The sequence below is a fragment of the Varibaculum sp. GTC20041 genome (assembly GCF_055387755.1).
In genome coordinates this window covers 2,250,672-2,266,073 of the sequence record NZ_AP041144.1, presented here as the reverse complement: position 1 = coordinate 2,266,073, position 15,402 = coordinate 2,250,672, and the positions used below count along the sequence as shown (strand labels likewise).

At 49.7% G+C, this 15,402-nt stretch carries 16 protein-coding genes; 9 read left to right on the top strand and 7 right to left on the bottom strand.

The annotated features are described in order from the left end of the window. The first annotated feature begins 400 nt into the window (after positions 1 to 400). The 8 genes from rpmH (at position 401) to ACZ5BI_RS09865 (ending at position 5,970) form a co-directional block, all read left to right on the top strand. On the top strand, positions 401 to 538 hold the full coding sequence (gene rpmH, locus ACZ5BI_RS09900; protein ID WP_081639105.1) for a 50S ribosomal protein L34: 138 nt from the start codon (positions 401 to 403) through the stop codon (positions 536 to 538). A gap of 3 nt (positions 539 to 541) precedes the next feature. Continuing rightward, entirely contained in the window at positions 542 to 895 is a 354-nt protein-coding gene (gene rnpA / locus ACZ5BI_RS09895) for a ribonuclease P protein component (RefSeq protein WP_464896323.1), read from the top strand. Continuing rightward, positions 892 to 1,218, top strand: a complete 327-nt coding sequence (gene yidD / locus ACZ5BI_RS09890; protein ID WP_024059623.1) for a membrane protein insertion efficiency factor YidD — start codon at positions 892 to 894, stop codon at positions 1,216 to 1,218. Before rnpA ends, yidD begins: the two co-directional genes overlap by 4 nt. Positions 1,219 to 1,237: 19 nt before the next feature. Beyond that, complete coding sequence (gene yidC / locus ACZ5BI_RS09885; RefSeq protein WP_464896322.1) at positions 1,238 to 2,611, top strand: membrane protein insertase YidC; 1,374 nt, start codon at positions 1,238 to 1,240, stop codon at positions 2,609 to 2,611. A gap of 35 nt (positions 2,612 to 2,646) precedes the next feature. Then, positions 2,647 to 3,171 carry a Jag family protein gene (locus ACZ5BI_RS09880; RefSeq protein WP_024059621.1) on the top strand — a complete coding sequence of 175 codons (525 nt, stop codon included), beginning with the start codon at positions 2,647 to 2,649 and terminating at the stop codon, positions 3,169 to 3,171. A gap of 61 nt (positions 3,172 to 3,232) precedes the next feature. Beyond that, entirely contained in the window at positions 3,233 to 3,886 is a 654-nt protein-coding gene (gene rsmG / locus ACZ5BI_RS09875) for a 16S rRNA (guanine(527)-N(7))-methyltransferase RsmG (RefSeq protein WP_464896321.1), read from the top strand. 30 nt (positions 3,887 to 3,916) lie between these two features. Continuing rightward, the gene (locus ACZ5BI_RS09870; RefSeq protein WP_464896320.1) at positions 3,917 to 4,822 is read left to right on the top strand and encodes a ParA family protein; all 906 of its coding nucleotides are present in this window, start codon (positions 3,917 to 3,919) and stop codon (positions 4,820 to 4,822) included. Further along, positions 4,822 to 5,970 (top strand): ParB/RepB/Spo0J family partition protein, encoded by a 1,149-nt coding sequence (locus ACZ5BI_RS09865; protein WP_464896319.1) that lies wholly within the window; start codon positions 4,822 to 4,824, stop codon positions 5,968 to 5,970. The genes ACZ5BI_RS09870 and ACZ5BI_RS09865 overlap by 1 nt, the downstream gene beginning before the upstream one ends. 46 nt (positions 5,971 to 6,016) lie before the next feature. Here the strand turns inward: ACZ5BI_RS09865 and ACZ5BI_RS09860 are convergent, their stop codons facing one another. The 5 genes from ACZ5BI_RS09860 to ACZ5BI_RS09840 form a co-directional block, all read right to left on the bottom strand. Beyond that, positions 6,017 to 6,979, bottom strand: coding sequence for a D-alanine--D-alanine ligase family protein (locus ACZ5BI_RS09860; protein ID WP_464896318.1), 963 nt, complete (start codon positions 6,977 to 6,979; stop codon positions 6,017 to 6,019). Further along, a complete protein-coding gene (locus tag ACZ5BI_RS09855) occupies positions 6,972 to 8,243 on the bottom strand; it encodes an aminotransferase-like domain-containing protein (RefSeq protein ID WP_464896317.1) in 1,272 nt (423 codons plus the stop codon). Before ACZ5BI_RS09855 ends, ACZ5BI_RS09860 begins: the two co-directional genes overlap by 8 nt. A gap of 98 nt (positions 8,244 to 8,341) precedes the next feature. Further along, positions 8,342 to 9,202 (bottom strand): cytochrome c biogenesis CcdA family protein, encoded by an 861-nt coding sequence (locus ACZ5BI_RS09850; RefSeq protein WP_464896316.1) that lies wholly within the window; start codon positions 9,200 to 9,202, stop codon positions 8,342 to 8,344. Beyond that, a complete protein-coding gene (locus ACZ5BI_RS09845; RefSeq protein ID WP_464896315.1) occupies positions 9,202 to 10,029 on the bottom strand; it encodes a thioredoxin domain-containing protein in 828 nt (275 codons plus the stop codon). The genes ACZ5BI_RS09850 and ACZ5BI_RS09845 overlap by 1 nt, the downstream gene beginning before the upstream one ends. Before the next feature lie 61 nt (positions 10,030 to 10,090). Then, complete coding sequence (locus ACZ5BI_RS09840) at positions 10,091 to 12,658, bottom strand: lysylphosphatidylglycerol synthase transmembrane domain-containing protein (RefSeq protein WP_316098172.1); 2,568 nt, start codon at positions 12,656 to 12,658, stop codon at positions 10,091 to 10,093. 132 nt (positions 12,659 to 12,790) lie between these two features. Between ACZ5BI_RS09840 and ACZ5BI_RS09835 the strand changes: the two genes are divergently transcribed. Next, entirely contained in the window at positions 12,791 to 13,450 is a 660-nt protein-coding gene (locus tag ACZ5BI_RS09835; RefSeq protein WP_288336467.1) for a DedA family protein, read from the top strand. 31 nt (positions 13,451 to 13,481) lie between these two features. On the opposite strand, the gene ACZ5BI_RS09830 is transcribed toward ACZ5BI_RS09835, so the two are convergent. Together ACZ5BI_RS09830 and ACZ5BI_RS09825 are read right to left on the bottom strand one after the other, a co-directional pair. Then, positions 13,482 to 13,757, bottom strand: a complete 276-nt coding sequence (locus ACZ5BI_RS09830; protein WP_464896314.1) for a heavy-metal-associated domain-containing protein — start codon at positions 13,755 to 13,757, stop codon at positions 13,482 to 13,484. 177 nt (positions 13,758 to 13,934) lie between these two features. Continuing rightward, positions 13,935 to 15,281 (bottom strand): hypothetical protein, encoded by a 1,347-nt coding sequence (locus ACZ5BI_RS09825; RefSeq protein ID WP_464896313.1) that lies wholly within the window; start codon positions 15,279 to 15,281, stop codon positions 13,935 to 13,937. Positions 15,282 to 15,402 lie beyond the last annotated feature (121 nt).

Genomic DNA, 15,402 nt, shown 5'->3' with positions numbered 1-15,402 from the left:
CAGTTTCTCCAAAACTTCTATACAGCAATGTGACCGGCCACCCCCAACGATGGGGATAACAACGATTCTAGGATAAAAACAGGTTATCCCCAATCTGGGGAAAAGACTGTGGATAACTTACGTAGTTGTAGTTTTAGCTCCGAATCCCTTGCGGCGTGCAAAAACTAGAAATAATTTTTATTTTTAAAAAATAAAAATTCACATCTTACAGCTTTGTAGTTTTTCTAAGTTCCACAGCTTTAAATATGTTGAGAAAAAAATAGTGTTCATAACCACTCAATAACTATTTGACCTGGCAAAGCGCTATGCGTAGGCTTGCATATGTTGTCTATTCCAGGCTAAATGAAACTAAGATGCCGGAATCGTATCCGGTTAGTGAATAACATTCAGGAGAACTACAGTGACAAAGCGGACTTTTCAGCCGAATAACCGTCGCCGAGCCAAGAAACACGGATTCCGGGCAAGAATGCGTACCCGCGCAGGCCGCGCCATTATTGCTAATCGCCGGCGTAAAGGGCGCAAGGATCTTTCGGCCTAAAGCATGTTGCCCCAGGCCAATCGCCTGAAAAAATCAGCCGATTTTTCCCAAGTTTTTCGGCGTGGCAATAGCGCTGGAAACCAACTAATGGTGGTGCACCACCTACCCGACCAGTTTGGCACTGCAAAGCCGCTGGTCGGTTTCGTTGTACCAAAAAGAAATCTACCGCGGGCGGTAGATAGGAACCGTATCAAGAGGCAATTGCGAGCACTTAGTGCCGGCCGGATACAGAGCTTTGGTAGCGGAAGCAAAACGGTAGTGCGCGCCCTCGGGAAAGCTAAAACTGCTTCCTATGCGCAGCTTGGGATGGCTTTGGATCAAGCTTTGGCGAGGGCGCAAGCGAAAGGGAAAAAGTGAGCAGAAATCTGGGGCAAGCGGGTTTAGTTTATTTAGTTCGCCTTTATCGGCGCTATATCTCCCCCCTGTTTCCTGCGCGCTGTAAGTACTATCCCACTTGCAGCACTTACGCGCTTCAGGCTTTAAAAACGCATGGCGCCATCAAAGGGACGCTACTTTCGGCTTTCCGGCTGGTGCGTTGTAATCCTTTTTCCAATGGTGGAGTGGATTATCCGCCAGAAAAAGGTAACTGGAAGAGCGGGCCCTATCATCAGATGACTTTAAGTGAACTTCAAGCACATTGGGCAAAAATAGATAACGCCACCATGCCTACTCGGGGATAATAAGTAAAGGAGCATATTAATGATGCTAAGTGCGCAGCTGCTGGCGGCAGCTAATCAACCCACTTCGGGTGGATGGTATGACACGGTTTTATACCCGTTCAAATGGGTTACCGCCTGGGTATTGGTAGGGATTCATAAGGGATTAACCGTTCTGGGGTTACCGGAAGGCCCCGGGGTTACTTGGGTACTATCCATCGTGGTGCTAACCATTTTTGTGCGGCTACTGATTATTCCGCTGTTTATTAAGCAGATAAAGTCTACGCGGGGCATGAGTGCGATCCAACCGCAGATCAAAGAGATCCAAGAAAAATATAAGGGTCGCAATGACCAGGTTTCTAAGCAACAGATGAGCCAAGAAACCATGGCTTTATATAAAGAATACGGCGTTAATCCCATGGCTTCGTGTTTCCCGTTGCTGATTCAATTGCCGATTTTGGCTGCGCTTTATCGGGTGCTTTGGCAAATGCCGCTAATTGCCAAGAATCCGGGAGCCCATATTGGTGGTTTTGATTCTAAGTTAGCTTCGGAAATGGATAAATCTACCGTTTTCGGGGTTTATCTATCTGATACTTTCACCGACAGCGCCTCTGACCCTACGACCACAAAAATCCTGATCATCACGGCGGTAGTGCTGTATGCCGGTTTGATGTTCTTACAACAGTTCATCAACATGCGGCGGAATATGAATGCTTCCAATCCGCAACAAATGCGGATGATGAAGATGATGGTCTATGTAATGCCGTTGATGACCGCCTGGTTTGGTTTCATTGTGCAGATTGGCGTACTGGTTTATCTGGTAGTAACCATGGTGGTCAGCTTTATTCAACAGCTGTTTGTTATGCATTATCTACCCACCCCTGGCTCTCCCGCTCACGATGCACAAATGCGGCGTCACCAGGAAAAATATGACAAGTTTAAAGAAGAAACGCTAATGGAATACAACCAGAAGCTTTCGGAGTTGGGCTTAAGTGGTGAAGACGTAGCTAAAGGAATGCGGCTTGAAGTTAAAGCTAATCGCAAGGGCAAGGATGATCCCTTCTCCGGATTAGATAATGGGGAGCAATTGCGCCAAGGGGTGGAGCTCCACAAGGAAACTCAAGATCGGCTGCATAAGAAAGCCCAAGATCTTGAGCTAGAAGAAAAACCAAGGAAGCCGGTAAAACAATCTCGGATGATGACGGCGCTACAGAAAAAGGCCGAAGAACAGCAGGCTGCCATGAGGCCAAGTACCCGTAATGCCCAAGCGCAACCAAAAAGGCTAACCCGGGCTCAGCGTGATGCCCAGGCTAAACGGCGGCGGCAAGCCCAGGGGTTAAGTGAGCAAGAAAAAGCGAAACGCCGGCAGGCGCGCAGGAAGAATAATGCGAATACAAATCGGCGTAAGAACCGATAGGATCATTGCAGATAGCTAAGAGAGGAATAGGTGCCATGAGTGAAGAAGCATCTCCCGAGCGGGTTGCCGCATTGGAAGAAGAGGGCGATATCGCCGCTGATTACTTAGAAGAACTGCTCGATATTGCGGATCTGGGTGGAGATCTCGAGATCGATGTAGAGCACGATCGCGCGAGTGTCGATATTGTGGCTGATGCGCAAGATCTAAATGATTTGCAACGCTTAGTCGGCAAAGAAGGCGAAGTTTTAGAGTCTCTACAGGACTTAACCCGGCTGGCGGTTTCCCAAAAAACGGGGGAGCATTCCCGATTAATGCTGGATATCGCCGGGTACCGCCAAGAACGTAAAGCGGAGCTGCGCTCTATCGCTCAAGAAGCCATCACCAAGGCTAAAACTACGGGTGAGCCGGTACGTCTGGAGCCCATGAATCCTTTCGAGCGTAAAGTTTGCCACGATGTGGCCGCCGAAGAGGGCGTGTATTCCGGTTCGCAAGGTCAAGCTCCTAACCGGGCAGTGGTTATTTATCCTGATGCCTCCGGTCCGGAAGCAGAAGAAGAATAACTTGCAGGAGATCGACGCTATCTTAAGCGATATTGTCTGATTGGTATCTAAGAATTTGGCAATGCAACCGGAACTACACCTTGAGGTAGCTCAACCCGGAGCTGAGGTTGAGGCATTTTTTGCATCTTCCTATGGGAAGATACAGGCTTATGCGCATATGCTGGCGGAACAGGGGGAGCTGCGCGGTTTGATTGGGCCGCGAGAGCTGCCTCGGATTTGGCCGCGGCATATATTGAATTGTGCAGCGGCAGAAAGGTTCTTACCACTAGGGCGTAATGTAACCGTCGCCGATGTGGGGTCAGGTGCAGGACTGCCTGGAATTGTCTTGGCTATAATGCGACCAGACCTTCAATTTTTCTTGATTGAACCTTTAGCTAGACGGGTAATTTGGCTAGAAGAAGTAAAGCAAGAGTTGGGATTGGATAATGTAGAGGTTTTGCGCTCTCGCAGTCAAGATCTCCCCGGCGGACAGACCTTCACAGCGGTTACCTCGCGGGCGGTAGCTAACTTAAAGAAGCTGATTCGCATCTCCGGGAAGCTGGTGGCACCTAGAGGACGAATGCTAGCGATTAAAGGGGAGCGTGCTCCCTTAGAATTGTCTGCGGCGGTGGCAGAGTTGCGGGCAGCTAATTTTGATAGTGCCCATATTGAGGAAGTGCCGTCCCTGATGGACGATTCGATTACCCGGATTATTATGGCAACCAAACTCCCTTAGTGGCTACCTATTTTGCATTTTGGAGGCATAATGAGCAAGCATCGTTTAGCTGATGCCGCGATGGTCGAACAGGCAGATACCCATGAAGAGCCTTCCCGAAACGGACGTCTTGATTCTAAGCGTGATTTAGAGCCGTTGCCTCATCCGAAAAGTACCAGAGTAATCGCGGTTGCGAACCAAAAAGGTGGGGTTGGCAAGACCACTACGGTAGTTAACATAGCTGCGGCTTTGGCTTTAGGGGGACTTAAAGTACTGGTAATTGATGCCGACCAGCAGGGAAATGCTTCTTCTTCCCTGGGATTTCGTCATCTAGCGGATGACCAGAATTCTCTATACGAGGTTATGACCCAGGGGGTTCCCCTGCGCCAAGCTCTGTTACAGAATGCGCAGATCCCTAATCTTTGGGTGGTGCCGGCCTCTATGAATATGGCCGGGATTGAACTCGAACTTAATGAGAGAACCAATTTTCAACAGATCTTAGCTACTGCTCTAGATGAGCTATTGAGTAGCGGCGAACAATTTGATTACATCTTTATTGATTCTCCCCCATCGTTGGGAATTATGACTGTCAATGCCCTAGTGGCTGCTAAAGAAGTGTTGGTACCCCTGCAGGCAGAATACTTGGCGTTGGAAGGCCTGACCCAATTGACGAAAACCATCGACATGCTGGTGATTCGGCTTAATCCTGATTTACGTTTCACTGCTATATTACCTACGATGGTAACGACTAATACCCTGCTCAGTAAGGGTGTATTAGAAGAAGTCAAAGATTACTATGGTGACATTGTGATGGAGACAATTATTCCTCGTAATATTGCCTTAGCGGAAGCGCCCTCTCACGAAGAATCAATTCTGACTTACCAACCGGCTTCTAAAGGTGCAAAATGTTATTTAGACGCTGCGTATGAATTAGTTAGTCGCGAGGTGAAATCGTAATGGCCAAGAAAGCTCATTTAGGGAGAGGGCTATCCGCACTGATTCCTACCGATCCGGTTACGGAGAATAGAGTAGAAACAGAAAGCGATGCTAATACCCGGCCGGCAGATATTTTTTTTGGAGGACATGGGCATTCCCCTAAGGGAGGTTCCGTCAAGGAGTTATTGGAACCCAGAAAAAATGTTTCACGTGAAACCTTAAAAGCTTCCCGCAAAATAGAGAGTTCGAAAAGTCGGAAGTCCGTATCTGCTAAGAAAGCACAGAAACCTGAGGCAAAGCATTCCACCGGTACTAGCGATGTTTCACGTGAAACATCGCTAGTACCGGTGCCGGGCGCAAAACTGGAGTTAATAAAGGTTAGTAAGATAACTCCTAATCGCTCCCAGCCTCGCCAAACATTTGATGAGGAGGAAATTGCCGAACTAGCTGCCTCTATAAAAGAAGTGGGTTTATTACAGCCAATTGTTGTGCGCACTGATCCCACTGATAAGAATGCCTACGAACTTATAATGGGGGAACGGCGTCTGCGGGCGTGTCAGTTAGCAAAGGTTACCCAGATTCCAGCTATTGTTCGCGAGACCAACGATAACAAGATGTTGTTGGATGCCCTGATTGAAAACCTGCATCGAGTACAGCTTAATCCCTTAGAGGAAGCAGCCGCCTACCAGCAATTGATGGAAGATTTCGGTTGTACTCAGCAGGAGTTATCTAAGCGAGTTTCGAAGTCTCGTCCCGCGATTACTAATGCTTTACGGTTATTGCGACTGCCAGCCAGCGTGCAACCTAAGGTGGCGGCGGGCGTTCTTTCCGCCGGTCATGCCCGGGCGTTGCTCGCGGTAACTGATCCACGCGATCAAGAATACTTGGCAGAGCGCATCATAGCTGAAGGACTATCGGTACGTTCTACGGAAGAAATTGTGGCTCTGGGAAATGTACGCGGAGCCTCAGTACGTAAAAGTAAGGGTGGAAAACGTCGCGAACTTGTGCTTTCCCCTACCCAAGCAGCCACTCAGGAACGTTGGACAGAGATTCTCGATACCCGAGTATCGCTTAAACCTGGCAAGAAAATAAGCAAACTAGTTATTGAGTATGCTGACGACGCTGATTTGGAACGCCTGACCCAGCTACTTGAACAAGCCAGTAAGTAGCGTTCACAAATATCAACGCTATTCGCAGCTAGGTAATCCTGGTTTGCTAACTGCGTTGCCCGCGGTTTGCAGCCTGGAGGGTAATGGTATTAACCAATTCTCCAAATCCATCAGCAGATTCAGCTGCTAGGGGCCATAATGAAGTATCGGTCATTCCCGGAACCACGTTAGCGTCGATAAACCAGGGATTCGAGTCAGCATCAACAATTAAGTCAATCCGCGAAAAATCATCTAACTCCAACACGTGGTGACATTCTAATGCTAAGGCTCTTACGGACTGGTCTAAATCGACCTCTAAAGGAGCCGGAGCAAAAAACTCAGTCCGGCCGGTTAAATATCGGGCATCGAAATCATAACGACCTACATCGGTACGGATTTCCACCGGCGGAAGCGCCCGGGCAGTGCCGTCATCTTCTACGATAGATACCGAAATCTCACGCCCCTTAATAAAGCGCTCAATCAACACTTCATCATCGTAGGCAAAGGCATTGACCATCGCCGTACGTAATGCGCCCTCATCTTCAACATAAGTTATTCCCATAGCAGAACCGCCCCGAGAGGGCTTCACCATTAGAGGATATCCCAAACGATTAGCGACTTCCTTGAGCAAAGTATCTGCTCCTACCTGGCGAAATAGGATCTGAGGAAGCGCTACTGATAGCGGTGTAGGCAGACCGTTTTTCTCTACCACCGATTTAGCAACCGGTTTCGAAAGGGAAATCCGGCACCCCTTAGGCCCAGAACCAACATATGCTAGCCCGCTTAACTCTAGTAAGTCCTGGAGGGAACCATCTTCGCCTTCGCGACCGTGGATAATTGGCCACACCACGTCTGGTTCAAAGTCTCTTAAAGAATTAAGTAAATCGCGGTCAAGTTCTAAACTTTTTAGCTCGTGTCCAAAGCGCCGTAATTGGGTCGCTACTCGATTCGCCGAGCGCAGAGACACCTCCCGTTCATGCAGCTGACCACCAGTAATAATCGCGATTTTTAAGGTAGCGTCATTAGTCATTGCTCTTACCTTTCTGCTGGGAAGCGAATAGCTTAACCAGTTCCATTTCCCGATGAACCACTTTCGCTAGCCGGCGCACGCCTTCGCGAATCTCTTCTGGGGTTGGATAACAAAATGAGAGTCGAATATTTTGATGTCCCTGGTCCGAGGCATAAAAAGCGGTTCCCGGAGTATAAGCAACCAGTTCACTAACTGCCCGATTTAGCATAGCTTTGGAATCCAGGCCATCCGGTAGGGTCAGCCAGGTATAGAAACCACCTTCGGGCACTGTCCAGGAACATTCGGGCAGGTAATCATGCAAAGCTGTTAGCATGGCGTCGCGACGACCCCGGTACATCTGCCGGTAGGCATCGATTTGTCCGCGCCAATCATAATCGCGCAGGTAGGCATGAATCGCCATCTGCCCGACCATCGAGGGCGATAGAACCGCGGATTCTGAAGCAACCACTAGTTTGTCTCTTACCGCTGGTGGCGCATAAGCCCAGCCAATCCTAAAACCGGGAGCGAATATTTTAGAAAAAGAACCTAAGTAAACTACCAGGTCAGGCGCAAGTTCTACTAAGGGAGTCATAGTTTGCCCTTCGAAGCCTAGTAGGCCATAGGGATTATCTTCTAAAACTAAAACCCCATATTTGCGGCACAGCTCCATAAGCTCTTTCCGCCGGGAAGGGGACATGGAAACACCAGCGGGATTATGGAAATTAGGGATGGTATAGAGGTACTTGATCCGTTTACCTTCTGCGCGAACCTGCTCTACGGTCCGGGCAAACTCTTCCGGAATCAAACCATCAGCGTCTAGGGGAATATGGCGAACATCTGCTTGGTAGGCTTTAAAGACCCCTAGCGCTCCTACATAAGAGGGCGATTCGGCTAAAATGACATCCCCTGGTTCAATAAAAAGCTGTGTTACCAGGTCTAATGCCTGCTGAGATCCGGTGGTAACCACTACGTTATCCGGGTTGGCATGGATACCTTCAGCGGCCATGACTTCGGTAATAGATTCGCGTAAAGGCGCCCATCCTTGACCGCCACCATATTGCATTGCCTGTTCGCCATGCTCGAGCACCAACTGCTGGGCGCTATTAGCTAGCTTTGCTAGCGGAAGATCATGAATATTGGGCATCCCTCCCGCCAGAGAAACCACTTCGGGACGAGAAACCACCGAAAACAAAGCCCGAATTTCAGATTCGCGGAGATTATGAGCTCGCGCTGCGTAGGAATCCTGCCAAAGATCGAGATGGGTTCCATGATTTTGCGCGCTCATTTACGTCTCCTTTACTAGATTAATTGCTATTTTGGCACGAAGAAGCCAGGTGACCAAAGCCAAGGTCATAAAAAGCGCAAAAATCGAGTAAAACCGCTTTACTGGACAGAGGATTTCGAATCGGCATTCTCAGAAGATTCCGGCTTTTGACTGCGTAAATACCAGACCAAGGTGCATAAAAATAACACCAATAAAACCACAAGCAAAGGCAAAAGGAAGTCAGGAAGCGTCCCCGCTAGTTGGGTAATCCTGGTTTCCAAGCTTACTTGCTGATCGGGGGTAAGTACGGAGCTTACGTTAGTTCCCCCAGTGATTACTAGCAGTACGCCCACTAGCGTGAACACCAATCCCGAGATTAAAGAACCCCAAGTGGTTTGCCGGCCTAAGAACTTTAGGGGGCGAGGATGAAATAGGCGCTGTTGCCGGGCAGTTAAAGAACCCCAGATTAGGGAAAGTAATGCAACCGGAGTGAACATGCCTAGGGCGTACCAAAACATCAGCGCGCCTCCGCGCAAACTAGAACCGGTTAAGGTGGCGGCTGAAAGTACTGCCCCCAAGATAGGGCCGGTACAACCGGAGCCAGCTAGCCCATAAGAAATACCAAACAGGAAAATACCAATGACGCTAGGGCGGGTTCTGCCTCCTAAAGCCCGAGGTAACGGCAGTTTAGGTAAGGGCAGCGCTAATACTTGGGCGATACCTAAAAGAGTAATTATCACCCCGACTATTAGGGTGAGCAGATGCGAGTTAGAAAGTAACCACCCGCCAAGTTCTCCCGCAGCAAACCCTAAAGGTACTAAGGCGATAACCAGCCCGCCTAGGAATACTAAAATTCGTTGCAGTAGTCGCGAACGATCCTCGAAAGCACAGGCAAAAAAGGCGGGCAGTAAAAAGGCACCACAGGGAGCTAGGAAAGTAACTAACCCCCCGAGGTAGGCGATAGTAAAGTTAATGGACATTAGTGCGTCTTAGCTGTCTTTGCTGCAATTTCAATAGTTTGGATAAAGCTGTCGGCGGGCAGAGCGCCGGTAATTACGTAGTCATTGATGAAAAATGCGGGAGTGCCACTGAGCCCGACTGCTTGCGCGGCAGAAGTTTCATTTTTGACCGTGGTGGCGGTGTCATCGGCCTCTAGATCTTGGTTAAAACGAGAAAGGTTGCCCACCCCGCTAGCTTGAGCGGCCTGGGTAACCAGTTCTTTGTTCCAGCTGATATGGCCATTACCATCTTGAGCCGCTAGTTTGGTAGCAGCTGCGACGTACTCCCAAAACTTTCCTTGCTTTGCCGCCGCGATTGATCCGGCAGCTGCGAGATCAGAATGGTATTGCGAGGCGAAAATTGAAAAGTTGTTGAACTCTATACGTAAGGTACCGTTGTCGATATACGGTTTCAGCTGCGGAAAAACGGCTGATTCATACTGGTAACACATGGGACAGGAAAAATCGGAGAACTGAATCATAGTTACTGGAGCTTTGGGATCACCAATTGCCCGCGGATCTGCCTTATCGTTGCGATAAAAAGATTTAATTACCTTTTTTGCCTGTTCCTCGCTGACGGCAGTAACTCCTTCGGGAAGCTGCTGGCTGTGAGGCTCCTTAGACTGGGCACTTTGTCCACTTTGAGTAGCTGCGGGAGTCTGACTGGGGCTAGCAGCAGTATCACTGTTAGAACCTAGATAGTAGGCAATGAAAAAAACTAACACCAGCACCGAGATGGCCAGCAGCGTAAGTATCATTACGGCGGCTGGTTTCTTTTTATTAGGCGCCGCCTTCCGGGAGTCACTCATAAAACTTATTACCTTTCTTCACCTCTAGCCTAAGGTAGATTAGGCGAAGCGATCTAGTTAGTTATAGCACGTCACGTCGTTGCAGGTAACGCATGGCGAGCCAACCAATCGGAGCGCGCATCCAAAAAGTCAGTAACCTATACAGCAAGGCTCCTGATAGGGCGATCGCGCCCGGTACCCCTGCCACTTGCAAACCACCAGTTAGGGCGGCTTCCACCGGACCGAGTCCGCCAGGGGTGGGAATCATAGAACCCAAAGTGTTTGATACTAGGAATGTAACCGTAATGGTGGCTATCGGCAAATGGTAGCCAAAGGCTGCCAGGGCACAATAAAAGGCTGCTACCTGCAGGCCAGTCTGCATTAAACATCCCAGGGTGGTTAGAGCCATGCGGCGCGGACTAGAAGTAATCCAGATTAGGCGCGGCCAAACCTGGTGAAAAGTGGGTTGGATTTTCGCCCAGATCCATTTACGCACCTTCGGGAGGGCAAATCCGGCCACTAGCAGTGCCACTATCAACAAGACAGTTGCCAATACCGTCGAAGAAGGCAGACGCACGTTCATAGAGGTACCAGTAAACATCACCATGACTGCTAGCAGCGCTACCGTAATCACAAACTGGAACAGCTGCATTAGGGAAACGGTAGCGAGGGCGAGGGCGCCGGTCATATTTTTCTTGGTTAAATAACGCAGGTTAAGGGCGCCCACTCCCACCCCTGCGGGCACTACTAAGGAGGTTACCGAGCCTGCCAACTGTAGTAAAAATAGTTCGCCGTACCCTAAGCGGTTCGGGGTTACCGCTTGCAAGGAAAGTGCTTGCCCGCTACTCATAGCCAGGGCAAAGAAAGCGCCGATGAGAATCCACCAGGCGTTGGCGGTAGAAATAGTGGCATAGATTTCTTTGAAGTTTAAAGAACCTAAAACAATCAGTACTGCCATAACTCCCAAGGCAGTAAATAGCAAGGAGGAGTAGGAAAAGCGCCGTAGCTGAGCCCGGGGAACGGTGGTGGGATCAGTGTCGGCTTTGGAGAGCAGCTCCTGGCGCAGGGTTGAAAGTAACGGGTTCTTACGAAGTTTTTGTCTAGTTGCAGAAGGCAAGGCCAAAGTTTGCAGTACTGGCACCATCGCTTCGATTTGGGAAGATGGTAGCACTGCTCGCATTGCGGCGACCGCCCGATCCTTTCCAAGGTAAAGACTAGTTAGAACTAGCAACTGTACCTGGTCAATTAGAATTGACATTTTGGACGCTGCGACTTCCCCGTCAGACCAGTTTAGAAAGTATAAAGATCCATCAGAGCCTAAACATAAGTTTTCCGCATTAATATTACGGTGAGCCAGGCCGTTTTGATGAGCTTTTAGCAGCTGTGACCAGGCAGAATGTAGCTGTTCCTCCGAAATATCAGCGGGAGAGAGGCTAGCAAAGGGGCGTAAGGAAACGTCGTCCTCGAAAACATTGAGCATGGTGCTTCCATAGTGAGCCAGACCGTGGTAGGGGCGAGTATTAAGTTGTGCCCGGGTGGTCATAGCTCCCATGAGAGCCGTATATTCTCCGTTTTGGCGCACCGTGGCAGCGGTTGATTTAGAAAAGGAACGTAGCCGCAGATTAGTCCAGATTCCAGTGATCCAGGTAGAAAGACGGGAATCCCCGTCAGTTGCTACCATGCGGTATCGACGATTGTTGTCAGCAATTACGCTATAAACCCTTTCACCGGGTCTTACCGTTTCCGTAAAGGATTTAAGATCGCTAGCGGCAAAGGTAGCTAGTTCTAGAACTGGATCAACGTCTAGCAGCTTCCTTTCCATATCCCCAACTAGCACCAGGGAGTCACTTTCGGTAGTGAAGGTAACCTCCTCTACGCTTAGCAGGTCACCTTCCGTGGGGGGATCTAGACGTAAAATCATTCGGGGAGTTATTCCCACTTGGATAAGGGCAGTAATTAAGGCTTGTCCTGTCGGGCGATAGTTGCGTACCCCCCAGAGGTAACGTCCCAGACAACCGGTTAGAGTGCCTAAAAATACGGTGATTAGCGCGGAAGGCAAGGTCATACGTCCCTGTAAGACCGCTAAGACTAAAATGAACCAGGTTACTGCCCACAACACTCGTAATAACTGGTCACGGCGGCGTTCACCTGCCACCGTCATCATCGCTACTACCGAAGTAAGGGGAATAGCTATCGCGACTATTGATCCGTCAACTGACCATACTTTCAAAGCATTTGAAAATACATAGGGAAGAGCAGAGATCAAAGTGGAGGCGCCTAAAGCTACCATTCCCCCGATTACAGCGGTAAAAGCGGCTTGGAAAGTGCGGACCCATTGCCGGCGCAAAGCCAACATAGCTATTAAAGCGATCGGGGCTGCCAAGATAAATAGGTTTTGCAACATTGAAAGGGGAAGCAGCAGAATCTGCGCCAAAGTGGTGTTTACGAATACTTTGGTCAGATCCTGGGCAACGGCTTGGGTAGTGGCATGGGCGTAGATAGCCATTAGCAATACCAACACGATCACCACTAGGTACATCCCGGCACGAGCCAGGTCATCGATGCGCCGCAAACGGGAGTTCTTAGCATCGACAATTTCGGTGAGGTGTCGATCTAGCAGTGGACTAGCCGTCTCTCCCGAAAAACTCATGTCTTGATTCTATGTGTAATCAAGGTACATACCTAGATGTGAGCTTGCGCCCAGCCTGCTTTTTAGCCTATTAGCCTCTGGGCCCGCTCGTCTAGGATGAGAAATGATCATGAATTATTCTCAGGAGGACGAATGTTTGCGTCTGTAGTAGCCGCGGGAGCTTTAGATTATCTTACCGACCCTAATCTCCTGCTCAACACCCTGCTAGCGGAACTTGGTGGCTGGATGGTGGCTGCGGTAGCGCTAATAGTTTTCATCGAGTCCGGGGTCTTATTCCCGGTGCTTCCCGGTGACTCAATGATTTTCGCCCTCGGTATTTTGCATAACCGGATACCCGGGGTGCCGGAATGGTTAACCTTCCTAATACTTTTTATCGCTGCTATCTGCGGAAATATGGTGGGGTACTGGTTAGGACGTAAATATGGCAGGCGGCTTTTTAAAGATAACGCCCGTTATTTATCAACCGAAAACATGCACAAATCTGAGGATTTCTTTCGCCGCTACGGTGGAGTGGCACTAGTATTAGCCCGGTTTGTACCCTTTGTTCGTACCTTTGTCCCCATCATTGCCGGGATTGGCAAACAAAATTACCGCTTGTTCCTGATCTGGAATATGGTGGGTGCTGCCCTCTGGATCGGGGCTTTTATGCTGGCGGGGGTACTATTGGGAGATATCCCGGTGGTAGCCAATAACGTTGAGGTAATTGCGATTGCGATTGTGGCTATCTCGGTACTACCGATGGTGTTTAGCTACTTTAAAACTCGATCCAGCAAGCAAAAAGCCGCCAAATAGTACGGTTTAAGATCTCCGCATGCGATAACAATTAGTCATCATCACGTTCAATAGTTACTACCTCGTAGCCAGCATTCTTGATGCAGTCGCGGATAGTCTCATCCTCGATTTCGTAATCCGTGAGGACGGTGACTTGGCTAGGTTCGTTACTGCGCAGCAACACTGACACCCGCTTGACGGTTTCTAAACTTTTTAGAGCTTCAGTGACATGTTCTACGCATTTTTGGCAAGTCATTCCGGTGACCAAAATATCGATAGTGCGATCATTGGCTTTTTTACCGGGTCGTTTTGATGGGAAAAACCGCATGGTGCATCCTCTTCTCTATTGAACCTACTTAGCCTAAAGTTTAATCTCTTGTATCAACTTTGCAATGCTAGGTGTTGAATAAGGCCTAGAGATAGCAATACGGGGCAGGAGATTGAGGGAATCTCCTGCCCCGTACCTGACCAGTCTAGAAACCGTTAAGTCCAGTTCCCAGTGGACTTAACCGTTCATCAACGATCTGGTCAGGGCTATGGCGCCACCTGCGCCTATTAACCCAAGAACTGCGATCGCGGCAATGGTACCGAGTCCGCCCATGCGGTCAACCACGCTGGGGTTCACATTGGCATCTCTAGCCGCGGCGGGCGCCGAGGGCGCCGCCTTGGGTTCTTCTACTCCCTGAACTTGACTGGCGGTCCCATTGCCAGTTGCTTCCTGCGCGTTACCGGACCCTTCCTGAGCCGGTTTCGCGGAGTTGTCCGTGGTGGTAGAAGAGTTGTTATTACTTGCGTTATTAGAGGAAGTTGCGGGAGCCTCCCGGTAACGAATCGGACCGGGAACGGTTACGGTGCGAGTATTTTCCCGATTTTGAATAACGGTGCGTACCCGAGTCGTCTGTGCAGGAGCCGGGTCGGCTGCTTGCCGCTGACCGGGAGCAGCCTGCTGCGCAGGTGCGCTAGGCGCAGTGGTCGCTCCGGCAGACGGAGCGGTTTGCTTGCTGTCTTTAGAGCCTTTGTTCTTGGACGCAGCGTCAAGGGTAGGTGCTTGGCGTTCTACCGTCGGTGCTCCGGAAGCATCCGGAGTTTCAGCAGGTTTAGGAGTCTCGGGAGTATCAGGAACTTCGGGAACATCCGGATGACTGGGTTCAGTATCCGGGTCGGTTGACGGCTGCGGGGCGGGAGGAGTGTCCAGCACCTTGAAGTCGGCTGCCTCCGGTGCCCGGAACTGGTGCAATGTTAGTAGCGGATTCCAATCCTGCTTTACTGCCTGCGGATTTACTAGGAACTTTTTGATTTTCAGGTACTTATCAAAAGTATTGTTTTCCAAAATGGTGCTGAAATCATATTCGCAGCCAGTGGTTACTTTCAAAGCACCGTAGATCTCGTCCTCTAGTTGCACGAATACCCAGGGGTGGAGATCCTTTACCGTGCTCTTAAAGTGGTAGGTGCCGGCCAGTCCGAGGCCCGAGCTACCTACCGAGCCTTGTAATGCTCGCTCGCTATCGTTAGCGGCCGGATCAAAGGTGTACATGTATCCGCCAGCATTGGGATTTGTGTAGCTATCGCGACTGGCAAACGGGCTTTGATCAGAGTCAGAAACCGTCAAAAACCAATCTTTGCCAGCGGGAAGTTTATTAATCCGCACATTTTCATAGCCCAATTGATCTGAGCCAATGCATCCGGTTAAAAACTTGGGGGTGTTCGCGACCGAGGTAGATACCGTAAGGTTACCGGCTGGCGATTCTTCTGCCAGGTTACCGGCCGCCGCGACCGCTAAGAGACCGGCAGGTATTAATGCCGTTGCGCAAACCCCGGAAACTAGGGTCTTGGCGAAGTTCTTAAGCCTCATGATTAAATCCCTCATCTATTGCGGAGCCGTTATTGGGAACGCTCCATTTCTGTGGTACCAGTTCTAATCTTACCGCTTGGTTAATAAATTGCCAGCTGATAATTGTCTCATTTAGGTGATA